Origin of the sequence: Sulfurihydrogenibium subterraneum DSM 15120 (genome assembly GCF_000619805.1) — a bacterium.
Classification (GTDB): domain Bacteria; phylum Aquificota; class Aquificia; order Aquificales; family Hydrogenothermaceae; genus Sulfurihydrogenibium; species Sulfurihydrogenibium subterraneum.
Window position 1 is genome coordinate 1 of record NZ_JHUV01000002.1, and the last position, 24,385, is coordinate 24,385.

A 24,385-nucleotide genomic window follows, 5' to 3' on the forward strand; every position below is an offset into this window, starting at 1 on the left:
GAATAAAAATTCATAACTCAAAACTACATCTGTTTGTACTCGTTGTCTCCCTGAGCTACCAGTCATTGATTTTATAGCTACATCTCTAAAATCTGGTGAAATAGCAAAGTAATATAAAAAATGACTATCTGTTATTCCCTTTTTTCCTCTTAAAACTATAAATTCTGTAGAACCAAATCCTATTTCATTATCTTCTAAAATATCAACATATGCTGTCTTACCGTTCTCCAAACTTGGTGTAATTCTTGCGACTAACGTATCACCGTTCCTAAATTTTGCACCTCCATTATATAATCCTATTTGATAAGTATAAATTTTTTTTGTAAAAGGTTGTAATGCTTCCATTGGTACTTCTTTAGCAAGAGTTCCCTTCTTTAATATTTCAGAAGGATTAACAATAGCTACCTCTCCCAACTTAACCCTTTTCCATCCTTTAGGCAGTTTTTCACTCATTTTTCTTTTACCTCATTTTTCATCCTTCATCCTTCAAAAGATTTAAAATTCATTGTAAGTTTGGTATATTACTTTTTATATTTAAATTCCCAATTATTTCTTTAACGATAGCCATTTTCCATAACCTCTTTAACATATTCAAATATATTTAACAATTTTGCTTTATCCTCATAATCAAACTCAATATTAATATAATTCTTTTTCTTTAGAAATTTTTGCTATTTTAAACCTTTCTAAAGCTTTGCTTTTATAAATTTTATCTATTCCTTTAATCATTTTTATCGCCTTCTACTTTTATCTCTATTTTTCCCAAATTTTCAAGTATTAGTTTATTAAGTCTCTCTTCCTCTTTTAACAGCTCCAAAAATTCAGCCTTTAACTTACTAAATCTCCCTTCAAAATCAAAATCATCTTCTTCATCAGGCAGTCCTACATAACGACCGGGTGTTAAAACATAGTCAAGCTGTCTTACTTCTTCAATAGTTGCAGACTTGCAAAATCCTTTTATATCTTCATAACTTCCATCTTCTTTTTGCCATTTATGGTAAGTATCCGCAATTTTTCTTATATCTTCTTCTGTTAATACTCTTTGCCTTCTGTTTATAAGCTGTCCCATATCCCTTGCATCTATAAAAAGGATTTGCCCCTTTCTTGTTGTCTTATTCTTCCTTATAAACCACAGACAAGCTGGTATCTGTGTATTTAAAAAGAGTTTTGACGGAAGATTTACAATACAATCTATAAGGTCGCTTTCAATTATATTTTTTCTTATTTCGTACTCGTCTTTTTGTTTTGTAGTTAAAGAACCTTTTGATAAAACAAAGCCTGCTTTTCCGCTGGGTGCAAGGTGAAAGATAAAGTGTTGTATCCATGCATAGTTAGCATTATTAACGGGTGGGACTCCAAACTTCCATCTTACATCGTTTCTAAGTAATTCTCCACTCCAATCGCTGTCGTTAAAAGGTGGATTAGCTATTACAAAATCAGCTTTTAAGTCCTTGTGTGCATCGTTTAAAAAAGACCCTTCAGGATTCCATTTTACTTGCGAGCTGTCTATTCCTCTTATTGCAAGGTTCATCTTACAAAGTCGCCAAGTTGTTTGATTGCTCTCCTGTCCATAGATTGATATATCGTTTATCTTTCCTTGATGAGCCAAAACAAATTTTTCTGACTGAACAAACATTCCTCCACTTCCACAACAAGGGTCAAATACTCTTCCTTTATAAGGCTCAAGCATCTCAACCAAAAGCTCAACAACACTTCTTGGCGTGTAGAACTGACCGCCTTTTTTACCCTCAGCTAAAGCAAACTGTCCTAAAAAATACTCAAAAACATGACCTAATATATCTGATGTTTTCTCCTTTGCTTCATCTATTGAAATATTACTAAAAAGGTCAATAAGTCCTCCCAAACTTATAGGGTCAATGTTTCCCCTTGCATAAACCTTGGGTAAAACACCTTTTAGTGATGGGTTTACTTTTTCTATAAGTTCCATTGAGTTGTCAATTATTTTTCCGATTTCAGGGTCTTTTGCATGAGCTTTCAGATAACTCCATCTTGCTTCTGGTGGTATATAAAATACATTTTCCGCTTTATATTCGTCTATGTCTTCTGGGTCTGCTCCTTCGTATTCTCCCTCACCTTTTTTTAATTTTTCGTATAAATCTTCAAATGCTTCTGATATGTACCTTAAAAATATAAGTCCTAAAACAACATGTTTATACTCTGCAGCATCAATATTTTTTCTTAGCTTATCAGCAGCTTTCCAAAGCCCTTGCTCAAAAGATTCTAAATTTTCTTTTTTCTTTGCCATATCTTGTTTCTCTCTAAACTTTTTTGAAAAATATTATAATACTTAACATGAAAGATATTAACACTAAATTTATTGATTTGGCTATAAAAGAGGCTGAAAAAGCATTAAAAAAAGGTGATGTTCCGGTAGGAGCTGTTTTAGTGAAAGATAATGAGATTGTATCAAAAGGGCACAATCTTAGAATTTCTAAAAAAAATGCTTTATACCATGCAGAAATTGTCGCTATAGAAAGAGCATGTAAAAAACTTAAAAGCTGGAGATTAGATGATACTATTTTATACACAACTTTAGAGCCATGTCTTATGTGTGCTGGTGCAATTATGCAAGCTCGAATAAAAAAAGTTGTGTTTCTTGCAAAAGATGAAAAAGGTGGTGCAGTTTTAAGTAAGTACACTGTATTTGATGATAAAAAATTACCTTTTAAATTAGAGTATTCCTATATTCCTGATGAAAGAGCAGAAAAACTATTGAAAGATTTTTTTAAAGTGTTAAGAGAAGTTAAACGCCACGATAAAGTCTAAAAGCAAAAAGCTGTGGCAGATTAGCATTTAATATATCTTTTGCAGCTTTTTCTATATCATACTCAACTCTTATAAACTCTAACGTTAATTTTCCTTTATCAAAGATAAGGTAAGATGCTCTTGGGTCTTTATCTCTCGGTTGTCCTACACTTCCGGGATTTATTAGATATCTTTTAGCAGGGTCTAACTTTATAAAAGATTCTTTAATGAAATTTACTTCTTCATTATCTTTTTCAAAAATCCCTGCTATGTGTGTATGTCCGTAAAAGCAGTAGTTTTGATTAAAGGCTGAAAATGTATCTTTTGCCTCTTTTATTTTTGTTATATATTCCATACTTCCGGGGATACAAGGTTCATCATGGGTTAAAACCATCTCATCATCTTCATAATCTTTTTCTAAAGACCTCAAAAATTCTTTATGCTTCTCTTGTAAAACTTCTGAGTTATAAAAAGCAGCTTTTAGTGTATAAGGATTGTGCATATTTATAGGTTCAGCATCTGATACTAAGGTATCATGATTACCTCGTAAAGAAAAATCACAGTTTTCTTTTACCCACTCTACAACTTCTACAGGATTCGCTCCATAACCTACAATATCTCCAAGGCATATGATTTTATCTACATCTCTTTTTTTCAAATCTTTTTCTAAAGATTCGACAGCGTATATATTACTGTGTAGATCTGATATAAAGGCTATCCTCATATCCTTTAAACAACTCCCTTACTACTCTTCCAAGAATTCCATTTACAAATTTTACAGATTTTTTTGAACCTGTATAACATTCTACCAAGTCTAACGTATCAAATATTATTCGTTTTATCATAAAATTCTCTTCTTTGCCTTCTTCTTTTAATTTAAGAAAATCAGATATAGCAATTCTTAATAATGCTTTTTCTATGTATCCTAATCTTTCAAATCTCCACTTTTGAAGATGGAATTTTATCATTTCGTCTATAACTTCTTTCTTTTCATTAAAAAATAAGATTATTTCTTTAGCATAATTTACAGCTTCAGGGTTTATCTCTTTTAAGTTTGTATACTCTTTTAAAATATCTTCTAAAGGTTCATTTTTTTGGTCAAAGGTGTAAAAGACTTTTAGTAGCAGTTCTCTCGCCTGTCTTTGTATATTTTTTATGTTTTGTTTCATTAAGCTATCCTATCTGTCTTATTATGTTTACCATCTCTATAGCTGTTAAGGCTGCGTCAAAACCTTTATTACCCATTTTTGTTCCGGCTCTTTCTATAGCCTGTTCTATTGTATCTGTTGTTAAAATACCGTAAGATATAGGGACTTCTGTTTCTAAAGATACTTGAGCTATTCCCTTTGTTACTTCGTTCGCAACATAGTCAAAATGTGGTGTTGACCCTCTTATTACAGCTCCAAGACATATAATAGCGTCGTATTTTCCGGATTTTGCTAACTTCTTAGCTATTAAAGGAATTTCAAAAGAACCCGGCACTCTTACAACATCTATGTTCTCTTTACTACCGCCGTGTCTTAATATACAATCAATCGCTCCTTCTAAGAGTCTCTCTGTAATGAAGCTGTTAAACCTTCCTAAAACGATACCAAACTTTAAACCTTCCGCCGTCAAATTACCTTCTATTGTTCTCATAGACAACCTCCATTAATCATCCCATTTATTGTGCTTTCTCCACTCTTTTTCTTCATGTTTTCTCTCTTTTTCTAACTCTTTGAAAAATTTTATCTCTTCATTTCTTTCATGAACTTGCATTCTTCTTAGCTGACCAGGGGGTATTGCAATTGGTGGTTCTCCTCTTAAGATTATCCAAGGACCTTCATATCTTTCGGCTACATACCAAACGCCACCTTTATACCAGTACCATCTATTTTTGTATTTGTAAACTTCAACTCTGTCATCATCTATTACGTATACATCATATCTTGGTACGTAGACAATCCTTGGATTTACAACAATTTTATTGGGAGTATCTATTATAACAGCCGTACCACCAGGCCTTGAAACTACAACACAGGATGTAGCTATAGATCCGAAAATTAATGCAAATAAAAATTTTTTCATTGATTTACACCTCCATAATTACTTTTTTAACAGTATCAACAATATATTCAACTTCCTTTTCTGTTAAAGAGGCGTGAATTGGAATTGCAAAAAGCTCTCTACTACATCTTTCTCCAAAGTCGCAAGGTAGATGATCTGCATTTCTAAGTTGGTGTAGTGTATATTCATAGTAAACTCTTGCACCTATGCCGTTTTCTATAAGCTTTTCTACTATTTTGTTTCTTTCTGGATGTCTTAGAGCGTATATGTGATAAACGTGTTTTCTGTTTGGCAGCTCCTGAGGAAGTATCAACCCTGGTAAATCTTTAAACTCTTCATTATAGATTTTAGCTATCTTTCTTCTTTTTTCGTTAGTCTCTTCTAATCTTTTTAACTGCCAGTATCCTATACCTGCCTGAAACTCTGTAATCCTGAGATTTAAAGCTGGATGGTCTCCAAACTCTATCCAGTTTGTAATTTTCTCGTCAAGGTAAGAAGAATTTGTAAGTATGGCTCCTCCTTCTCCCATCGCAACGTTTTTAGACGCATAGAAACTAAAAGCAGATAAATCTCCTAAACTTCCTGCTTTTTTACCTTTATACTCTGCCCCGTGTGCCTGTGCTGCATCTTCTAAAATTATTACATCTTTTTCTTGGCATAAGGCCTTTATTCTTTCCATATCTGCAGTTTGACCAAATAGATGAACAGGGATAACTGCTTTTGGATTATACTTTTTAATCGCATCTTCTAACTGATTTACATCTATTGTATAACTTTCATCAACATCAATAACAACAGGTGTTCCGCCTGCCATTATAACTGCATCTATCGTTGCCATAAAACTTAAAGAAGGGACTATAACTATGTCCTCTTTTTTACTTATACCTATTGCTTTTAGTGCAATATACAGTGCAGCTGTACCGCTACAAACAGTATGACAAAACGCAACTCCTACATAATCTTTAAAACTTTCTCTAAACTTTAAAGTCCATTTTCCTCTCGTTATCTGTCCACTTCTCATAATTTCTAAGACTGTTTCTTCCTCTTCTTTTCCGAAAAAAGGTTTAATTATCGGAATCATACTGTCTCCTTTATATCTTAATTTTTTCTATTTCTTTTAGAATGTTTAAAGCTCTTAGGGAACTTTCGTAAGATGGATTTTTAATAAAGTTTTCTATCATTAATTTTAGCTTATCAACATTATCTTTTTCTACAACTTCACCTGATGGGTAAACTATTTTATCTTCTACAAAGTCTAATAAGGTTTCTTCCTTGCCTGATTTTAAATGCCAGCTTCTTTTTAAGAAAGGATTTAACCATGCAACTTGAAGATTAAACTCGGCGTTATCAGATTTTGCATTTACATAAACATTGTTTCCTTCTATATTTACTTTTTTTATGAAAAAGTCTCCAAAAATATAGTTAAATATGTATAAGTCGTGCCATGCAAGGTCAAAAAAAGGATTTATATAACCTTTTCCTAAGTTTAATCTATAACCTTCAACATTCTCAACTTTATGATTTAATTGTAAATTCCTGACACTACTTGAGTTAAGCTCTATTTCTGATACAGCCAAGATAACATCATTCTTGTATGCGAAATCTAAAGCCTCTTCAAAATCTTTTCTTGAAAGTGCTGGTGGTTTTTCTACCATTACGTTTATATTTCTTTCAATAGCTTTTTTTGCTATAGGAATGTGTGAAGTTGGAGATGTGGCAACAAATAAAAAGTTTATATTTTCTTTTTCAAGGGCTTTGTCCAAATCTGTATACTTTGGTACATCTTCTGGATACTTTTCAAACTGAGATTGATTAGAATCTATAAGAACGTAGTCTAAGTTTAACTCTCTAAATTTATTAACGTATTTACTTCCCATATTGCCTATGCCAACGATACCTACCTTCAAAACACACCCCAAAACTTTTTTAGAAAAATAAGCAAAAATTATACCAAAATAAACTCTTAGAAATTAATTAAAATTCTAAAAACGTCTTTTTGAAAATTTGCAAAATTAAGAAATAAGTCCGTGGTTCTTTAAAACTTCCTTTAACTTTTCTTCATTTTTAGAGTTCATGTAATAAAGAGGTAGTCTTAATTCACCACTTTCTATAAGCCCCATAAGGTATGCAGCTGTTTTTACAGGTATAGGGTTTGTTTCTATAAACAGTACTTTAAATAAGTCCCAGTATTTGTTGTGGATTTTCAGAGCTTCGTCAAACTTGCCTTCTAATGCAAATTTACACATTTGAGATATCTCTTTTGGAATTATGTTGTTTGCAACGGAAATAACTCCTTTTGCACCAACAGCCATCATAGGAAGAGTTAAAGCATCATCTCCAGATAGTATTAAAACTTCTTCGTTTGTTAATGATATAGTTTCAGAAACCCTTGCAACATTTCCCGTTGCCTCTTTTATTCCAATTATATTTGGAAAGTCAGAGTAAAGTCTTGCAAAAGTTTCTGGTAGCATATCAACACCAGTTCTTGAAGGTATGTTGTAAAGGATTAGTGGCAAGCTTGTTTCTTCTGCGATTGCTTTAAAGTGCTGGTATATTCCTTCTTGAGTAGGTTTATTGTAATAAGGTACTACCTGCAAAGAAGCGTCAGCTCCTACCTTTTCTGCAAACTTTGTAAGTAGTATAGCTTCGTGGGTAGAGTTTGCTCCAGTCCCAGCTATTATAGGTATCCTTTTTTGTGCATACTCAACAGCAAGCTCAATTAAAAGCTCATGTTCTTCATATGTTAAAGTAGGTGATTCTCCCGTTGTTCCAGCTACAACTATTGCATCTGTTTGATTTTCTATATGAAACTCAATTAACTTTTTTAAGGATTTTCTATCTAAAGATCCATCTTTAAACGGTGTTATAAGAGCAACGACAGAGCCGTAAAACATAACATCCTCCGATTTTAAAATGATAAAATAATTATAGATGGTTTTTAACAAACTTACAAGGTTGTGTATCAAATGGAAGAAAAAGTTTTAATAAAAGATTTAAAAGATTTAGAAAATTTTACAAAAGAGTTTTCAAAAAAACTCAAAGGAAACGAAGTTATCCTACTTGAAGGCGACTTAGGAGCTGGAAAAACAACTTTTACAAAGTATTTACTGAAAGCTTTAGGTGTTGAAGAAGAGATAACATCTCCTACTTTTGGAATAATGAATCAGTACGAGGGGAAAAATTTTGATATATACCATTTAGATATGTACAGGATAAATAACTTTGATATTTCAGACATTATTGGTAAAGGGTTAATCATAATTGAATGGCCTAAAGAAAATATAGATTATAACTATAAAATTAACGTACAGCAATTAGAAAATGACAATAGGTTATTTATAATACAAGGGGGATAACCCCCTTATAAAAATTATTCTAATATTTCTAAAACTGCTTTCTTATTTGCTTTTCTTGAAACAGCAGCTAATATAGTTCTCATAGCTCTTGCTGTTCTACCTTGTTTTCCAATTACTTTTCCTAAGTCTTCTGGAGCTACTTTAAGCTCAACAACTGTAGTTTTTTCACCTTCAATTTCTTTTACTTCTACCTTTTCTGGATAATCAACAATAGCTCTTGCCATTTGTTCTACAATTTCTGTAAGCTTGCTCATCACTATACCTCCTTTCAAGCAGTTAGTTTTCTAATCCGAAAGATTTCAATATTTTAAGCGCCCTTTCAGTAGGTTGAGCTCCTTTACTGATCCACTCTTTTGCTTTTTCTACATTAACATTTCCGGTTTTTAATATTGGGTCGTATGTTCCCAAATACTCTATGGCTTTTCCTTCTCTCGGCTTTTTACTATCCATAACTACCATTCTGAAAACTGGATGCTTTTTCCTTCCTGCTCTTGCAAGTCTTATTTTAACCAAAAGGTTAACCTCCTTCACAAAGTTTTTGAATAAGATATTATAGCAAAAAAATTTAACAAATGCTATAATTTTTACATCCTTAAAATAAAAGAGGGGTTTTTAACATGGTTTTATGTAAAATTCCTGTTTTTGATACTCAGAAAAATCTCTATGCTTATGAAATAAAGTATGAGAGAGAAGAATCTGATTTAAACCAGATGATAAAAGATTTATACTACACCATATCTCAACTTGATATAAAAAAATTTTTAAGTGGAAAGAATGCCTTTATAAAGGTTCACCCGGATGTAATAATTTTTACAGAATTTATAAATTTAATAAATAAGGAAATATTTATCTTGGAAGTTGAATCAAAATATCTAAAGTCCAAAACATTTATAGAAAAATTAAAGGCTTTAAAGGAAGAAGGATTTACTTTTTCCTTAGAATTCTCAGAAGGAGAATTTAATCCAGATACATATTTGTCTGTTGCAAGTATATTTGAATATCTATCTGTAAGCTTAAAAAACTTTAACTTAGAAAAAGAAAAATTTATAAGTTTTTCCTTAGAATTACCTTTTACATTAAAAGCAGAAGACGTTGAAAATAATGAAGATTTTAACAAAGCATTAGAGCTTGGATTTAAACTCTTTGAAGGAGAATTTTTTACAAAACCAGAGCAGTTAACTACGAAAGAAGAAAGTTTTAATAAATTAGAAGTTTTAAAATTAATCAGATACGTATCTGAAGAAGACGATCTAAACGATATTGCAGAAGCGATAAAAGCAAGTCCTGCTATAAGTGTAGCATTACTTAAGTATGTAAACTCATCATTCTTTTACTTAGCAAATCCTATTACGTCAATAAATAGAGCTGTTATTTATTTGGGAAAAAAGAACATTTTAAGTTGGCTGCTTTTAATTTCTATGATTTCTGTAGCTAAAAATGATACAGATATAGAATCTGTTAAAATGGCACTGTTTAGAGGTAAATTTATGGAATTATTGAGCTTAAAAATTAACCCTGATCAAAACATAGCAGATACTGCGTTTTTAGTTGGTGTTTTATCTTTAGCAGAAAAGATATTTAAAGTAGATATAAAAACAATTTTAAATGAGCTAAAACTATCTCAAGAATTTGAAAAGATTTTAACGGAAAGGTTGGGATATTTCGGAGAGTTATTAAACTTTGTAATAAATGTAGAAAAAAATAATTTTTCAGAAATAAAAATATTTAAGAAAGATTATGGTTTATCAGATCAAGAGATAGGTGTTATTACTGTTGAAACATATAAATGGATAGATATGATCTTTGAGATAGTGAGGTAATACTATGGTTATAACAGAAGAAAAAATTGACATAATTTTTTCCAGACTTTTGACATACGTTGAGAAAAATTTTAAATCTTTTTTATGTAAAGAAAGTCTATTTCAAATAAAAGATTTACTCACTCAAACACTAAAAGATAAAAATAAGGTTGAACAATTTGGAGAGATAGGATTATTTTTTGCAGAAAGTGATGTTATTTTTGTTGAAGCGATATATCTTTTTGAGTTTTTAAGGAAAAATTTTATAGCCCACTTACCTAATAACATAGATTTAAGAGAAGCTAAAAGGATAGAAAGGCTTTTTGAAGACATAGTAAATTCGTTTTCAAAAGGTTACGTTGAAAGTTATACTAAAAGAAAAATAAACAACTTAACATTTTTAGAAAACCATATAATACCTAATGAGATGATTTACCAACTTTCTAAACCTTTAAAATCACATATTAATTATTTTAGGAGTTTTTTATATTCAATTATTACTGATGAAAAATTTAATAATATAGACCACAAATCCTGTGAGTTTGGAGTCTGGTTAAAAGATGAAGGAAAGCAACTTATAGAAGAAGAGATAATATATAAGAACATTAGATTCATACATAAAAACTTTCATAACTTAATAGAAATATCTCAAAGCTATAAAAATCAAGGATTTTATAAAGAATTATTCTTCATCTTAAATGAAATAGAAAATCTTCTACTGCAGATTATTAACAACTTTTCTTACTTAAACACTAAACTTTTGGCTTACGAATTTTCTAAAGACCCATTAACCGGAGTTCTAACAAGAAGAGGATTTAACTTAATTTTACAAAAACACTTTGAAATCTCTGAGCTTACAGGACTTCCTATATCAATTATAATTGCAGATATTGACTTTTTTAAAAGGATAAACGATACTTATGGACATTTAGCCGGAGACGAAGCTCTAAAACATTTTGTTAAAATAATAAAACAAAATTTACGAAAATCTGATTACGTATTTAGATTCGGTGGTGAAGAGTTTATAATTCTACTTCCAAACACTTCGTTAGAAGAAGCTGTGGCGATTGCTGAAAAAATAAGAGAATCTTTAGAAAATACACCTTTAATATACAATGGAAAAGAAATTAAGATAACTGCAAGTTTTGGAGTTAAAGAAATAAATCCAACAGAACATACAGAAAAAGTGATAGAAGAAGTTGATAAAAAACTATATCAGGCTAAAGAATCAGGAAGAAACAAAGTTGTTTATTAAATATAACCTAAATTTCTTAACCTTAATTTTGCATCACTTTCCCATCCTCTTTTTCCGTCGGTTAGACTAAGAGCTGTTTTTAGGTTTTCAATTGCAAGGTTTTTATTTCCGTATTCTTGATAAGCTACTCCTAAAAAGTAATAAAGGTCTGGATTACTATCTATAAGTTTTTTTGCGTCTTCTAAAACGATTATTGCCTCTTTATACTGATTTAATTTTACCAAAGAAGCTCCTAAAATTAATCTTGGTAAAAAGTAAGTTTTATCTAAGTTGTAAGCTTTAACTGAGTCTAAATAAGCTTTTTGATAGTCTTTTAAAGCATAATAAACAAAAGCTCTGTAAGTGTAAGCCGCATTGTTATTAGGATAAAGTGATATAGCTTTGTTAAGGTTTGACAATGCTACAGAAAAATTTTTATTCTTTATGTTTTCTTTTGCATTTTCTACTAACTCAAAACTTTCATTTGTTTTTAACAATTTCTGCTTTATGATTTTGAACTCTTCGCTATCTTTTTTGAGAAGAAGCCTGTCAGGATACTTTGTTTGTATAAGGTAAGAAACACTCTTTATTCTGTCTTCAGGTAGTGGGTGGGATAAAAGCCACTTAGGTGCGCTTACTTTTTCCATAGATTTGAATTTTTCAAATGTAGATATTAAACCTCTTGGGTCGTATCCAGCTTCGTAGGTAAACCTGACTCCAAGTGCATCTGCTTCGCTTTCTTGGTCTCTACTGTACTTTAGTTGTAGCAATCCTGCTGATACTTGTGCTAATTGCATTACAACTTGTTGATACTGAGAGTTTGATGTAGCAACAGCTAAAATATTTAAAAGAATATTCATTCCGTAGGTTTTTTCTAAAAATTTTGCGTGGTGTCTTGCTGTGATGTGTCCTACCTCGTGGGCCATTACACTTGCAAGATCAGACTCGTTATCTAATATAAGGATAAGTCCTCTGTTTACAAAAACTGGTCCACCTGGAAGAGCAAATGCGTTTACTTCTTTTGAATTAACCAAGAAAAATTGATAATCAACCTGCCTTGGAGATTTTGATGCTATTTTGTATCCCAAATTTTTTATGTAGTTTTGAACTTCTTCATCAGGATAAAGTCCATCATTTCCGTTTATAGCCTCTGGAATTACTTTTCTTCCTATGGCTATTTCTTGATCTGGTGGTAGTAAAGTGAAAGTAGTTTTACCTGTTAATGGGTCTTGAACTGTAGCGCAGGACAAAACAAAGAATAATAAAAATAGACTAAAAATCCCTAACTTTCTAACCATACAAAAACTCCGTGTCAAATAACATTACTTTAATTTTATTATCTTTTTCTAACGATTCAACACCTACATCAATAATACCAAGACCATTGGCGTTAACCATTCCTGTTAGGATGTTAGAACCTTGTTTTCCAAACGGTGTTGCATAAATATTACCGTCCTTATACTCAACATTAACTCTTATAAATTCAAGTCTTTCTGCTGACTTTCTATTAAAATCTTCTGTTAAAACAGCTTCTATAACAGGATTATATAGTTTTTCATATCCCATCATCTTCCTTAAAGCAGGTTTTACAAAAACCTCAAAAACAACCATAGATGCAACTGGATTGCCCGGAATACCAAAAAACAGCTTTTGATTATCTTCACCCCAAGTTCCAAAAACAAGGGGTTTTCCTGGCTTTATTGCAACTTTCCAAAAGTGAATATTTACATTTAAAACTTCTTTTACAAAATCTTTAACTAAATCGTACTCTCCTACCGATACTCCACCTGTTGTAAGGACTACATCAAAGTTTTTAGCATACTTTAGCTTTTCTCTGATATCTTTTGGATTATCTTTTGCAAATCCTATAACTGTAGGATATGCACTTGTTTGCAGTACTTGAGCGTAAAGAGAATATGTGTTAGAGGTTCTTATCTGAGATTCCTTTGTTATAGATTCTGCTAAGTCTAAAATTTCATCTCCTGTTGTTATTATTGCAACTCTGGGTTTTTGGTAAACGTAAACGGTAGGTTTGTTTACTGAAGAAAGTATTCCTATTTCTGCTGGTCTTAAAGTTTTTCCTGATTTTATTAAAATATCTCCTTTTTTATAATCTCCTGCTTTTGGTCTTATGTTTGAACCTTTTTTTAACTCTTTGTATATGTATACTTTGCCATCTTCAACTTTGGTTAACTCTTTTTGTATAACTGTGTCAGCTCCTTGGGGAATGAGAGCTCCTGTATATATAGGTATTGCATAGCCTTTTTCCAGCACAGGTGGAATGTCTCCAGCTTTACTTTCTCCGAATATCTTTAAAACTACTGGATTTGTTTCACTTGCACCTACTATGTCTTCATACTTTACTGCAAAACCATCCATACCACTGTTATCAGCAGGTGGATTGTCTCTGTCTGCTACTATGTCCTCTGCTAAAACTCTGTTTAATGCAGAGTTTAAAAATACTTTTTCTTTTCCTAAAATTTTTGTATTTTCCAGTATTACATTTAGAGCCTCTTGATAAGTTAACATTATGATACCTCCATATCTTGCAATGCAATGACGTTTAAACCTTTATCTTTATATGATTTTATCGCCATAACTGCAGCAGAAGCTCCCCTAATAGTTGTAAAGTATGGTGTTTTAGTAGCTACTGCCGACCTTCTTATATAGTATGCATCAGACCTTTCTCTCTTTCCAGAAGGAGTGTTTATAATCATTGCGATCTCACCATTTTTTATTCTGTCTACAATGTTTGGTCTTTCTTCCGAAAGTTTGTTTACAAGGGTTGCCTGAATACCATTTTCTTGTAAAAATCTATAAGTTCCGGAAGTGGCGTATATTTTAAAGCCAAGGTCTAAAAGTTGTTTTGCTATATCTATTACCTGCGGTTTATCTTTATCCGCTACTGAAATAAAAATGTTGCCTGATTGAGGTAGTATCTGTCCTGAACCTGCTTGAGCTTTCCAGTAAGCAAGTCCAAAGTCTTTGTCTATTCCCATCACTTCTCCCGTACTTTTCATCTCAGGACCAAGTACAGGGTCTACTTCTGGGAATCTGTTCCACGGAAACACCACTTCTTTAACAGCGTAATAAGGAAAGTCAACTGGTAAAAAGTCAGAAGCTGGATGAAAGTCTTTTATTTGGAAGACTTGAGGGACTATCTCTCTTAACTTTTTACCTACCATAACTTTTGATGCAATTTTTGCCAAAGGATAGCCGATAGCTTTACTTACAAAAGGAACTGTTCTTGAAGCTCTGGGGTTTGCTTCTATTACATATATTTCTCCGTCTTTTATTGCATACTGAATATTTATAAGTCCTATGGTATTTAGAGCCTTGGCAAGTTTTTTTGATTGTTGTTTTATTTTTATTACAACTTCATCATCAAGGGTGTAGTGGGGGATGCAAGTTGCACTGTCTCCTGAGTGAATTCCTGCTTCTTCAATATGTTCCATCACAGCTCCAACTAAAACGTCATCACCATCACAAACACAATCAACGTCAACCTCAATACTTCCATCTAAAAACTTATCTATCAAGATTGGTTTATCTTCCGTTACAGATACAGCTTCTTGTATATACTCAATTAGTTCTGAAGTATCGTAAACCAATCTCATTGCCCTTCCGCCTAAAACGTAGGAAGGTCTTACTAAAACTGGATATCCTATATTTTCTGCAATTTGTATTGCTTCTTCTTTTGACCTTGCTACACCGCTTTTTGGTTGTTTTAAACCTAAACTTATAATTAGGTCTCTAAATCTTTCTCTGTCTTCTGCTATATCAATACTTTCAGGAGATGTTCCTAATATGGGGACATTTAACTTCTCAAGAGGTTTTGCGAGTTTTAAAGGAGTTTGACCTCCAAACTGGACAACAACACCATCAGGTTTTTCTCTTTCTATTATGTTAAGTACATCTTCTAAAACTATTGGCTCAAAAAAGAGTTTATCGGAAGTATCATAATCTGTAGAAACCGTCTCAGGGTTGCAGTTTACCATTATTGCTTGATATCCTTCTTCTCTTAAAGACCATACACAGTGAACGCAAGCGTAATCAAACTCAACACCTTGACCTATTCTGTTAGGTCCACTTCCTAAAATAATTACTTTCTTCATCTTGCCTCCAAGATTTTTTTAAAATCTTCTATTAATTCTTTCATATGGGTAAAACGGTGATTACCACCGGGATACATTACAACGTGAAAACCTTTAAAGTACTCCGCTGTTTTTCTACTATCTAAAAGCTCGTCTTCTTCATCTAAATAAATGTAAACTAAATCTTTTAAAGGGTCTAAATCTTTAACATAATAATTTTTTAGCTTCTCAAGATGTTCTTGAGTAAATATATATTCTTCATCTGTTTTAAAATTCTTCTGATGTCCGACTTGTTTTTGTAGAGAAGTGTAAGGGTCTATAGAAGGATTTATTAAAACACTCGGGACTTTAAACTTTTCTGTTAAGTAGAGGGCATAGAAACCTCCTAAAGAAGTGCCAAATATATACATCTCATCTTTTTCCTTTATTGCATCTACTAAAAACTCAAGCTGAGATACAGCTTCCTCAGGGTCATAATGTAAAGTTGGAGATATAACGTTTCGTGGTTTAAAGGCTTCTCTTAGATAGTTTATCTTATCACCGTAGCCAGCTGAGTTAAATCCGTGGATATAAAGTATTTTCATAACATTACTCCTGAGTTAATACTTTATAAAAATCTTCAATAGTATTAACTTTTACGGCTTTTTTTCTTAAATCTTTTAATATGTTTAAATCATTGATAGACTTTACTTTATTTTTCAAATCTTCAGAAACAAACTCAAACTTAGTCTCTAAAATTTCAATGATAGAGTCTTGAGCGTCTAAAATTAAACCTTGTTGTAAACCTTGCTGTAATCCTTGCTGTAATCCTTCCTCTAATCCTTTTTTTAAACCTTCTAATTTCCATTTTTCTGTTAATGTCATCATTTTTTCTTCACCTTCTATCACCCATCGTGAGGAGCTTTTTCAATAGACAACTACCCTACTCCTTTTATAAAAAGAATCGTATTCCAGCTATACCATAAACACCAGTTTTAAGCACTTCTTCAATGTTAGAGTTGTTGATACCTCCAAGTGCGTAAACAGGAACCTTAGCAACTTCTAAAACTTCTTTTAGCCCTTCTATACCTATAGGTTTCCCTTTACCTTCTACTTCAAAAATAGGAGATATAAAAACATAGTCAGCTCCTTCTTCTTGAGCCTTTAAAATATCTTCTACGCTGTGGCAAGATTTACCAACGATTAAATCGGGAAACTTTCTTTTAACAACACTTACAGGAACGCTTCTTGAAGTAAGGTGAACGCCGTCTAATCCTAACATATAAGCTATATCAACCCTTGAATTTATAAAAATTTTAGCATCATAACCTTTTGATACTTCTAAAACTTTATCTGTTAGGTCGTACAATTCATCATCTGAAAGGTCTTTTTCTCTGATTTGAATAAGTCTTACACCTTTGTCTAAAGCTTCTTTTATAGTATCTAAAAAAGGTTTTTTAAACTTTTTTCTATCTGTAATAAAGTAAAACCTGTGCATCACTCTTTATCTCTGTCTAAGTAAACAAAAATTCCGAAAATAACAAAAGTGAATATTACCATTCCTAAGATTATGATGGGAAACCAAGTACCTACGTCCATAGTCTCACCTCCAATATGATATAATTATATCATATTTTGAATAATATCGGAGTAAAAATGAGTTTAAAAGAAAAAATAGCTTTATTTTTAGCAACTTCTTTTTATTTAGGAAAGTTTCCGATAGCTCCCGGTACTGTAGGAACGTTAGGTGCAATACCGTTTTTTTATCTTTACTGGAATAAAGGCTTAATGGCTCAAATATCCATAACATTATCTGTTATATTCATAGGTATATGGGCTTCTTACGAAATCAGTAAATTGTATAATGACAAAGATCCATCTTTTGTAAGTATAGATGAAATAGCTGGGTATATGATTACAATGTTAGGTATAGACCCTTCTAAAATAGAGTTAAATCAAGCTTTAACTTACTTTATTTTAGGTTTTATAATCTTTAGAATTGTTGATATAGTAAAACCACCTCCGATAAAAGCTCTTGAAAAGTACCCTATGGGTGTAGGAATAGTTGTAGATGATGTTATGGCAGGGATTTACAGCTGGATGACTTTACACTCTTTAATCTGGATTTTTAAATTTTAAAGAAGGAGTTTAAAATGCTGACTTACAAAGATGCTGGAGTTGATATAGAAAAAGCTGACAAATTTGTAGAAGAGATTAAAGGATACGCTAAAAAAACTTTTACAAAAAATGTGATAACGCCAATTGGCGGTTTTGCTTCAGCATACCTTTTAGATATTGCAAAGTATAAAAACCCTGTTATAACTTCTTCAACTGACGGAGTAGGTACAAAACTTAAAATTGCTCAAATTCTTGATAAACATGACACAATAGGAATAGACCTTGTAGCAATGTGTGTTAATGACTTAATTACAACTACATCTAAACCTCTATTCTTTCTTGATTACTTTGCCACAGGAAAATTAAAACCACAGACAGCTGTAGAGGTTATTAAAGGCATAGCAAAAGGATGTGAAATAGCAGGATGTTCTTTAGTAGGTGGTGAAACTGCAGAAATGCCCGGAATGTATGATGAAGGCGAGTACGACCTTGCAGGTTTTGCAGTGGGTATTGTAGAAAAAGAGAAAATGTTAGATGGAAGTAAAACAGAAAAAGGGAATATACTTATAGGTCTTGCATCGTCAGGAGTTCACAGTAATGGCTACTCTTTGGTTAGAAAGATAGTAGAAATAAAAGGATATGACTATAAAGACTACTTTGAAGAGTTTGGTAAGACTTTAGGAGAAGAGCTTTTAACCCCAACTAAAATATATGTTAATACTGTTCTAACCTTATCAGAAAAGGTAGATATAAAATCTATTGCACATATAACAGGTGGAGGAATCTCTGGAAACTTAATCAGAGTTATAAGAGATGGTCTTAAAGCAGTTATAGAAGAAGGTTCTTGGGAAGTCTTACCTGTGTTTAAATGGATACAGAAAGAAGGAAACGTTACAAAAGAAGAGATGTATAAAACATTCAATATGGGAATAGGTTTGATTATAGCTATAGATAAAAAAGATGAGAAAGAAACTATCAAAATCCTTGAAGATTTAGGAGAAAAACCGTACATAATAGGCTATTTAGAAGAAGGAGAAAAATCAGTCAATATTATTTAAGGAGAGAATTTGAAAAATTTAGTAGTACTTATCTCCGGAAGAGGCTCTAACTTAAAAGCCATAATAGATGCTATCGAAAATGGAAAGATAAACGCAAAAATATCTTTGGTTTTATCTAATAAAAAAGAAGCTAAAGGTTTAGAGATAGCAAAAAATTATGGGATAAAAACAAAATTTATAGACCCTTCATTTTTCTCTTCAAGAAAAGGGTACGATATATATATAGCAGAGCTTATAAAAAAAGAAAATCCTGATTTAATTGTTTTAGCAGGATACATGAGAATACTAAGTGATGAGTTTATTGATGCTTTTGAAGGAAAAATCATAAACATACATCCCTCTTTAATTCCTGCCTTTCAAGGAAAAAACGCACAAAAACAAGCTTTAGAGTTTGGGTCGCTTATTACAGGTTGTTCTGTTCATTTTGTTACTAAAGATTTAGACAGCGGTCCTGTTATCATTCAAGCAGTAGTCCCAGTATTACCAGAAGATACAGAGGAGACTTTATCAAAAAGAATACTCAGTTATGAACACAGAATATATCCTCAGGCAATAAAATGGATATTAGAAGACAGAGTTTTAGTTGAAGGAAGAAAAGTGATAGTTAAAGATGCAAAGTACGGAACTATACCTGTAAATCCAGCCCTTGAAGATTTTTAAAAAAAGTGTATAATAGTTAGTGAATATTAACCGGAGGTGTGGCTATGTCAACTACAGTAGCACAAGGACAAAGTTGTCCACAACCAAGCTTTTTTGAAAAAAATAAATTTACAGTTCTTAGAAATATAGCATATTTAACGGTTATCTTTTTACTCATCGTTCTTCCTACATTTAACATTGTAAAAATAGACATAGCGAGAAATCAGTCCTTCATTTTTGGTAAACCTGTTTCTTTAGCTGAAGGACTTGCTCCAGTAATATTTGCCGGTGGTATATTTGCAATTCTTGTTATAGTCCTAAACCTTATACTTGGAAGAGTTTTTTGTGGATGGATATGTCCTGGTGGTTGGTTTGCAGAACTACAAGAAAAATTTAGAAGAATGTGGTGGACTCCAACATCTAAATCAGCTCAGAAAATTACTTACATATTATTTACCGTAATCACATCAATACTTTTTTCACTTTTATTTTTAAACTGGGTTACAGATTTAAGAGTTTTCTTCTATGAAACAAATCCTTCTTTTATACCTATGTGGCTTGTTTTTTTAGGCATGACTGGAATATTTTACTTTGAACTTTTCATAGGTAAAAGATGGTGTAGAGTCTTCTGTCCTACAGGAATTTACCAGAAAATAACACCTTATCACCACCTTTACAAACCTACATTAGTAAACGTAGATGCTTGCACTGACTGTAGAGAGTGTGTGAAAAACTGTCCTATGGCGTTAGACCCAAGAAGGATGGCTTACATAAACGACTTTTATAAAGGAATAGCCGCTTGTATAGAGTGTTATAATTGTATAGACTCTTGTACAAAAGCTCAATCAGAAAAATGTTTACCAGTTGCTATGGGTATCGTTAAAGAACTACCTCCAAGAGACCCTGACTTTATATCTGGAAAATCTCTGCAAAAACATTAATTTTATATAGACCCCCTCCCCCCTCCCAAATCCCCTCCTCTGGCTTCCCGTCAAAGGGAAGCCCTTTTTTATTTTATAATATTAATTAAACATTGGAGGTATCACTTTGCTGACAATAAAAAAACAATTCTTAGATGAAATAAAAAAACAGGCAGAAGAAGGATATCCTTATGAAATATGTGGCTTTTTAATAGGTAAACAAGATTATGAAAGAAATTTACGAGAAGTTTTTGAAGTAATTCAAGTAGAAAATCAAAACAAAGAAAGAGCGAATGACAGGTTTGACATCTCACCAAAAGATTACATGAGAGTAGAAAATTACGCTGACAGTAAAGGTTTACAGATAGTAGGGATATACCACTCTCACCCAGACCATCCAGACAGACCATCTCAAACAGACCTACTTTACGCCCTTGAAGATATGTCATATATTATAGTAAGTGTTCAAAATGCAAAAGCAGTATCTTATAGAAGCTTCTTTTTAAAAGATGGAAAATTTGAAGAAGAGGTTGTTGTAGAAAATGATCAACTTAAAAAATTTTAACTTTAAAGAGCTGGAAAATTTTGTAGTAGAAAACGGATGGCCAAAGTTTAGAGCTAAACAGATTACAAAGTGGCTATACAACAAAAAAGTTGAGTCTTTTGACCAGATGACTGACCTGTCAAAAGAGATAAGACAGACTTTAAAAGAGAAATGTGAAATAAACCCATTAAAACTACTTACCTATCAGCAGTCTAAAATTGATGGTAGTATGAAGTTTTTATGGCAGCTAAAAGATGGAAATACTATAGAAACAGTCTTAATAAACGAAAAAAATCATAAAACTCTCTGTGTATCTACTCAAGTAGGTTGTGCGGTAGGATGTAAGTTCTGCTACACAACAAAAGACGGTCTTATAAGAAATCTTGAGACGGCAGAAATTGTTGACCAGTACATAAATGTTCAAAGATTTTTAGGAGACGAAGAAGAAAATAGAATATCAAATATTGTCTATATGGGAATGGGAGAGCCACTTGCAAACTATGATAACGTTAAAAAATCTGTTCAGATATTTACCCATCCTGATATGTGTAAGTTGTCTCACAGAAAGATAACAATCTCATCAAGTGGAATACTTCACCAAATAAAAAGAATGTTTGAAGATAAAGACTTTCCACAGGTAAAACTTGCAGTTTCTTTAAATGCATCTCACCAAAGCCAAAGGGCTTACCTTATGCCTATATCTCAAACAAACACTTTAGAAGACCTTATGGATTTACTTAGAAAACTACCTTTAAAACCTGGCTGGAGAATTACACTTGAATACGTCCTAATAAAGAATGTAAATGATACAGTTGAAGATGCTAAAAGACTTGTAAACCTTCTTAAAAAAGACAAACACAGATTTAAGGTAAACCTTATTCCATTTAACCCATATCCTGCTTCTGATTTTGAAAGACCAGAAGAAAGTAGAGTTTTAGCCTTTGAAAAAGTATTGTGGGACAACAACATAGCAACCTTTATAAGATGGAGTAAAGGAAGAGATATAGACGCAGCCTGCGGTCAGCTGAGAAAAAAGGAGATACTCTTTTTAAATGCTTGAGTTTATAAAAGGAAAAATTACAAAATTAGATAAAAATAAAATTATTGTAGAAAAAGACGGTTTTGGAATACTAATTTACGTTCCTGATTGTGAAAAGTTTTCAGATGAAGACAAAGTATATACAGTTTTAAAAGTAAAAGAAGAAGAAATCCGTGTAATAGGCTTTAAAACACAGCAAGAAAAAGAGTTGTTCAACAAACTTACTCAGATACACGGAGTAGGAGAAAAACACGCCTTGGCTATACTTGGTACATTTTCAGTAGATGAGTTTATAGATATAATAGACCAGTCAGATATAGAGAGCTTAACAAAAGTTCAAGGAATAGGTAAAAAAACAGCTCAAAGAATAATAGTAGAGTTAAAAGGTAAGATATATTTTCCTGAAAACTCTTTAATTCAAGACCTTGTAAAAACCCTGATAAACTTAGGATTTGATAAAGACCAGTCTTATAAAGTAGTAAAAGAGATTTTAAAGGTAGAAGATAATTTAGAAGAAGTGTTAAAAAAAGCAATATCTACTCTTGCTTCCCATACTTGATAAACTTAGCTACTTCTACGATAAACCTATTGGAAACATCTTCAAACTCTGATTTTACAAGGTTGTATAATAACTCTTTATCAACCTCTTTTGTAGGGTCTGCTAAAACGTCCCTTAAAGATGAAATCAAAGACAGTTTTTGAGCAACATCTTGAGATATTACACCATTTTCTCCTAAATTTTTAAAACAGTCTTTACTTGGTTTTAAACCTATCTGCCTTGATAAATGCCTACATATCCACAATGCACTATCTATTGCAACTACTAAAAAGTATCTGCTTCTATCAATTGCAAAATTACTATTTAAAAACTCTTCCTTTGAGATTTTTTTAAAAGGTTCAAGTCTCTTTACTTCACCTTTTATTACAGATGCATGATGATTTAGTTTAACTAAGTTAACAGGGACAGCTAATTTTGGCTGTTTTTCTTTCAGTTGTCTAACTACCTCTGCCAGCTCCTTTAAGAATAAATTTGAAAGTGTATCTACAATCTCTTTTGATAAGTGGTAGAGCTCTTTTTCTGAGTAGTTAAAGCCACTTTCAAACAGATTTACTTTAAACTTTACAAAGTCTTGGAATAATCTATTTAACTTTTCTGAGAATACACCTTCTTGGGAAAGTTTCTCCAAACAGTTTTCTTTTATCTTTTCGTTATGTATATTAGATAAAATATGACAGGCTATAGCTTCAAGTTCATCGTAAAGTATTATTAGATAGTATTTTACCCTATCAGGATACATCGGCGTTTTTAAAAACTCATCTTCTCCCACGTCAAGTATTTTAGATACCTTTTTTAGGGCATTGTTTACCTTTGTAGCTTTCTCGTTTAAAAACTCTATATTAAGCATATTTTTCACCTTTTGGAAAATTTGCAAAAGTGCTAAACACTCTACTACAATATATTAGCATTTTTAAGAAAAAAATTTAGGCATGAATTTTGCCTAATGTATTTTGAAAATCGTAGCGGGAGATTAATATGATTTGCCAATTTCAAAGGACTATAAAAAAGCCAGTCATAATAGAAGGAATAGGTTTACATACAGGGAAAAAGGTAAAAGTAAAGCTATATCCAGCTAAAAAGAATGAAGGAATAAACTTTATAAGAAAGAATACAATTATCCCTGCAAAAATAGAGTATACACATAGTTTTGATTATTCTACTTCTTTGATGAAAAACGAAGTCGCAATCAGAACCGTTGAACATCTTATGGCAGCTTTTTACTTTACAGCAATAGACAATATATATATAGAGATAGATGAAGAGGAACTTCCTATATTAGATGGAAGTAGTAAAGATTTTGTAGATGCGATTAAAAGTGCAGGTATACAAACTTTAAACGAAGAAAAGTTTTACGCAATTTTAGAAAGCCCTGTTTTCATAAATCAAGGGGATAAATATATAGAAGGAAAACCTTCAAGTATAACAAAATTTACTTACCAAGCTGACTATAACAATGATATTATAGGAAAAAAATCCTTTACATACATACCAAACGATAAAGAGTCTTACAAGGGTTTATTTTCTGCAAGGACTTACTGCTTTTTAGAAGAGGTAGAGTATCTCAAAAGTTTAGGACTTGCAAAAGGTGGCTCTTTAAAAAATGCAATTGTTTTTCACAACAATACTGTTTTAAATCAAGAAGGTTTAAGGTTTGAAGATGAACCTGTAAGACACAAAGTTTTAGACTTAGTAGGAGACTTATACTTACTTGGATATCCAATAATAGGGGAAATCTACTCATTTAAAGGTGGACACAGATTAAACGCTGAATTTGTAAAGGCTTTACTGTATACAGACTCAATCTCTATAAAACCAGCGTCAGAGATAAGGGACATTATAAAAGAATCTTCCTTACTAAAGGTAGGTTGACTTTTGTTTCGAAACCAATATTAACATTTGTATAAGTTCATATAGACAGTGAACACCTACCCCTGTAAAATAAATTTACTAAACAGGAGGTAGGTAAAATGAAAGGCATTATAGGAACGCCAATGTATATAACAAAACTCTTTCCAAAAAAACTATCAAACAAAATAAAAGATGTCCCATTAACAAGAGAAGCTAAAAAAAGACTTAAATGGATACAGTATTACCAAAAAAACAAAAACATCTCAAAAACATGCAGATACTTCAAAATATCAAGAAACACATTCTATAAATGGCTAAAAAGATATGAAAAAGATGGACTTGAAGGTCTTTACGATAAACCTAAAACCCCAATAAACACAAGAAAA

The 24,385-nt window shown here is 31.9% G+C and carries 31 protein-coding genes; 13 read left to right on the forward strand and 18 right to left on the reverse strand.

Annotated elements, in window-relative coordinates; genetic code table 11:
* Together Q385_RS0100295 and Q385_RS0100305 are read right to left on the reverse strand one after the other, a co-directional pair.
* A partial coding sequence (locus Q385_RS0100295; RefSeq protein ID WP_028949758.1) for a restriction endonuclease subunit S occupies positions 1-453 on the reverse strand: 453 nt, incomplete at its 3' end.
* 268 nt (positions 454-721) lie between these two features.
* Positions 722-2,266 carry a class I SAM-dependent DNA methyltransferase gene (locus Q385_RS0100305; RefSeq protein ID WP_028949759.1) on the reverse strand — a complete coding sequence of 515 codons (1,545 nt, stop codon included), beginning with the start codon at positions 2,264-2,266 and terminating at the stop codon, positions 722-724.
* A gap of 47 nt (positions 2,267-2,313) precedes the next feature.
* Here Q385_RS0100305 and Q385_RS0100310 point away from each other — a divergent pair, with 47 nt between their 5' ends.
* Complete coding sequence (locus Q385_RS0100310) at positions 2,314-2,787, forward strand: nucleoside deaminase (RefSeq protein WP_028949760.1); 474 nt, start codon at positions 2,314-2,316, stop codon at positions 2,785-2,787.
* Here Q385_RS0100310 and Q385_RS0100315 read toward each other — a convergent pair.
* The 7 genes from Q385_RS0100315 to dapA form a co-directional block, all read right to left on the reverse strand.
* Positions 2,765-3,490 (reverse strand): metallophosphoesterase family protein, encoded by a 726-nt coding sequence (locus Q385_RS0100315; protein WP_028949761.1) that lies wholly within the window; start codon positions 3,488-3,490, stop codon positions 2,765-2,767. The two genes, Q385_RS0100310 and Q385_RS0100315, sit on opposite strands and share 23 nt — an antisense overlap.
* The gene (nusB, locus tag Q385_RS0100320; protein WP_028949762.1) at positions 3,456-3,935 is read right to left on the reverse strand and encodes a transcription antitermination factor NusB; all 480 of its coding nucleotides are present in this window, start codon (positions 3,933-3,935) and stop codon (positions 3,456-3,458) included. The genes Q385_RS0100315 and nusB overlap by 35 nt, the downstream gene beginning before the upstream one ends.
* 4 nt (positions 3,936-3,939) lie before the next feature.
* The gene (gene ribH, locus Q385_RS0100325) at positions 3,940-4,404 is read right to left on the reverse strand and encodes a 6,7-dimethyl-8-ribityllumazine synthase (protein ID WP_028949763.1); all 465 of its coding nucleotides are present in this window, start codon (positions 4,402-4,404) and stop codon (positions 3,940-3,942) included.
* Positions 4,405-4,416: 12 nt separating this feature from the next.
* Positions 4,417-4,833 (reverse strand): hypothetical protein, encoded by a 417-nt coding sequence (locus Q385_RS0100330; RefSeq protein ID WP_028949764.1) that lies wholly within the window; start codon positions 4,831-4,833, stop codon positions 4,417-4,419.
* 4 nt (positions 4,834-4,837) lie between these two features.
* Positions 4,838-5,893, reverse strand: coding sequence for a DegT/DnrJ/EryC1/StrS family aminotransferase (locus Q385_RS0100335; protein ID WP_028949765.1), 1,056 nt, complete (start codon positions 5,891-5,893; stop codon positions 4,838-4,840).
* Positions 5,894-5,903: 10 nt separating this feature from the next.
* The gene (locus Q385_RS0100340; RefSeq protein WP_028949766.1) at positions 5,904-6,719 is read right to left on the reverse strand and encodes a Gfo/Idh/MocA family protein; all 816 of its coding nucleotides are present in this window, start codon (positions 6,717-6,719) and stop codon (positions 5,904-5,906) included.
* A 105-nt stretch (positions 6,720-6,824) separates the two neighbouring features.
* A complete protein-coding gene (dapA, locus tag Q385_RS0100345) occupies positions 6,825-7,706 on the reverse strand; it encodes a 4-hydroxy-tetrahydrodipicolinate synthase (protein WP_028949767.1) in 882 nt (293 codons plus the stop codon).
* A 72-nt stretch (positions 7,707-7,778) separates the two neighbouring features.
* Here dapA and tsaE point away from each other — a divergent pair, with 72 nt between their 5' ends.
* On the forward strand, positions 7,779-8,168 hold the full coding sequence (gene tsaE / locus Q385_RS0100350) for a tRNA (adenosine(37)-N6)-threonylcarbamoyltransferase complex ATPase subunit type 1 TsaE (RefSeq protein ID WP_028949768.1): 390 nt from the start codon (positions 7,779-7,781) through the stop codon (positions 8,166-8,168).
* A gap of 14 nt (positions 8,169-8,182) precedes the next feature.
* Here tsaE and Q385_RS0100355 read toward each other — a convergent pair whose 3' ends face one another.
* Positions 8,183-8,422 carry a KH domain-containing protein gene (locus Q385_RS0100355; protein ID WP_028949769.1) on the reverse strand — a complete coding sequence of 80 codons (240 nt, stop codon included), beginning with the start codon at positions 8,420-8,422 and terminating at the stop codon, positions 8,183-8,185.
* 22 nt (positions 8,423-8,444) lie between these two features.
* Positions 8,445-8,681, reverse strand: coding sequence for a 30S ribosomal protein S16 (gene rpsP, locus Q385_RS0100360; protein ID WP_028949770.1), 237 nt, complete (start codon positions 8,679-8,681; stop codon positions 8,445-8,447).
* A 104-nt stretch (positions 8,682-8,785) separates the two neighbouring features.
* On the opposite strand from rpsP, the gene Q385_RS0100365 reads away from it, so the two are divergent.
* Both Q385_RS0100365 and Q385_RS0100370 read left to right on the forward strand, forming a co-directional pair.
* Positions 8,786-9,988 (forward strand): EAL and HDOD domain-containing protein, encoded by a 1,203-nt coding sequence (locus Q385_RS0100365; RefSeq protein WP_028949771.1) that lies wholly within the window; start codon positions 8,786-8,788, stop codon positions 9,986-9,988.
* Positions 9,989-9,992: 4 nt separating this feature from the next.
* On the forward strand, positions 9,993-11,222 hold the full coding sequence (locus Q385_RS0100370; RefSeq protein WP_028949772.1) for a sensor domain-containing diguanylate cyclase: 1,230 nt from the start codon (positions 9,993-9,995) through the stop codon (positions 11,220-11,222).
* Here Q385_RS0100370 and Q385_RS0100375 read toward each other — a convergent pair.
* The 6 genes from Q385_RS0100375 to Q385_RS0100400 form a co-directional block, all read right to left on the reverse strand.
* Entirely contained in the window at positions 11,219-12,499 is a 1,281-nt protein-coding gene (locus Q385_RS0100375) for a beta-barrel assembly-enhancing protease (protein ID WP_028949773.1), read from the reverse strand. The two genes, Q385_RS0100370 and Q385_RS0100375, sit on opposite strands and share 4 nt — an antisense overlap.
* Positions 12,492-13,730 (reverse strand): molybdopterin molybdotransferase MoeA, encoded by a 1,239-nt coding sequence (locus tag Q385_RS0100380; protein ID WP_028949774.1) that lies wholly within the window; start codon positions 13,728-13,730, stop codon positions 12,492-12,494. The genes Q385_RS0100375 and Q385_RS0100380 overlap by 8 nt, the downstream gene beginning before the upstream one ends.
* On the reverse strand, positions 13,730-15,316 hold the full coding sequence (gene carB / locus Q385_RS08730; protein ID WP_037919276.1) for a carbamoyl-phosphate synthase large subunit: 1,587 nt from the start codon (positions 15,314-15,316) through the stop codon (positions 13,730-13,732). Before carB ends, Q385_RS0100380 begins: the two co-directional genes overlap by 1 nt.
* Positions 15,313-15,879 (reverse strand): YqiA/YcfP family alpha/beta fold hydrolase, encoded by a 567-nt coding sequence (locus tag Q385_RS0100390; protein WP_028949775.1) that lies wholly within the window; start codon positions 15,877-15,879, stop codon positions 15,313-15,315. The genes carB and Q385_RS0100390 overlap by 4 nt, the downstream gene beginning before the upstream one ends.
* Positions 15,880-15,883: 4 nt before the next feature.
* Positions 15,884-16,162: a hypothetical protein gene (locus Q385_RS0100395; RefSeq protein ID WP_037919278.1), complete on the reverse strand. Its 279-nt coding sequence runs from the start codon at positions 16,160-16,162 to the stop codon at positions 15,884-15,886.
* A gap of 64 nt (positions 16,163-16,226) precedes the next feature.
* A complete protein-coding gene (locus tag Q385_RS0100400) occupies positions 16,227-16,772 on the reverse strand; it encodes a thiamine phosphate synthase (protein WP_156925186.1) in 546 nt (181 codons plus the stop codon).
* Between the two features lie 158 nt (positions 16,773-16,930).
* On the opposite strand from Q385_RS0100400, the gene Q385_RS0100410 reads away from it, so the two are divergent.
* From Q385_RS0100410 to ruvA, 7 genes are all read left to right on the forward strand, one after another.
* On the forward strand, positions 16,931-17,413 hold the full coding sequence (locus Q385_RS0100410) for a phosphatidylglycerophosphatase A family protein (protein ID WP_028949778.1): 483 nt from the start codon (positions 16,931-16,933) through the stop codon (positions 17,411-17,413).
* A 14-nt stretch (positions 17,414-17,427) separates the two neighbouring features.
* Positions 17,428-18,450 (forward strand): phosphoribosylformylglycinamidine cyclo-ligase, encoded by a 1,023-nt coding sequence (gene purM / locus Q385_RS0100415; protein WP_037919279.1) that lies wholly within the window; start codon positions 17,428-17,430, stop codon positions 18,448-18,450.
* A gap of 9 nt (positions 18,451-18,459) precedes the next feature.
* Positions 18,460-19,110, forward strand: coding sequence for a phosphoribosylglycinamide formyltransferase (gene purN / locus Q385_RS0100420; protein ID WP_028949780.1), 651 nt, complete (start codon positions 18,460-18,462; stop codon positions 19,108-19,110).
* Positions 19,111-19,154: 44 nt separating this feature from the next.
* Positions 19,155-20,030 (forward strand): 4Fe-4S binding protein, encoded by an 876-nt coding sequence (locus Q385_RS0100425; RefSeq protein WP_028949781.1) that lies wholly within the window; start codon positions 19,155-19,157, stop codon positions 20,028-20,030.
* A 106-nt stretch (positions 20,031-20,136) separates the two neighbouring features.
* Positions 20,137-20,574: a M67 family metallopeptidase gene (locus Q385_RS0100430; RefSeq protein WP_028949782.1), complete on the forward strand. Its 438-nt coding sequence runs from the start codon at positions 20,137-20,139 to the stop codon at positions 20,572-20,574.
* Positions 20,552-21,613 carry a dual-specificity RNA methyltransferase RlmN gene (gene rlmN / locus Q385_RS0100435; protein WP_028949783.1) on the forward strand — a complete coding sequence of 354 codons (1,062 nt, stop codon included), beginning with the start codon at positions 20,552-20,554 and terminating at the stop codon, positions 21,611-21,613. Before Q385_RS0100430 ends, rlmN begins: the two co-directional genes overlap by 23 nt.
* On the forward strand, positions 21,606-22,151 hold the full coding sequence (gene ruvA, locus Q385_RS0100440; protein WP_028949784.1) for a Holliday junction branch migration protein RuvA: 546 nt from the start codon (positions 21,606-21,608) through the stop codon (positions 22,149-22,151). Before rlmN ends, ruvA begins: the two co-directional genes overlap by 8 nt.
* On the opposite strand, the gene Q385_RS0100445 is transcribed toward ruvA, so the two are convergent.
* Positions 22,129-22,998, reverse strand: a complete 870-nt coding sequence (locus tag Q385_RS0100445; protein ID WP_028949785.1) for a DUF86 domain-containing protein — start codon at positions 22,996-22,998, stop codon at positions 22,129-22,131. The two genes, ruvA and Q385_RS0100445, sit on opposite strands and share 23 nt — an antisense overlap.
* Positions 22,999-23,126: 128 nt before the next feature.
* Here Q385_RS0100445 and lpxC point away from each other — a divergent pair, with 128 nt between their 5' ends.
* Both lpxC and Q385_RS0100455 read left to right on the forward strand, forming a co-directional pair.
* The gene (lpxC, locus tag Q385_RS0100450; RefSeq protein WP_028949786.1) at positions 23,127-24,020 is read left to right on the forward strand and encodes a UDP-3-O-acyl-N-acetylglucosamine deacetylase; all 894 of its coding nucleotides are present in this window, start codon (positions 23,127-23,129) and stop codon (positions 24,018-24,020) included.
* A gap of 98 nt (positions 24,021-24,118) precedes the next feature.
* Positions 24,119-24,385, forward strand: a 267-nt coding sequence (locus Q385_RS0100455; RefSeq protein ID WP_028949787.1) for a helix-turn-helix domain-containing protein, incomplete at its 3' end; no start/stop codon positions are given.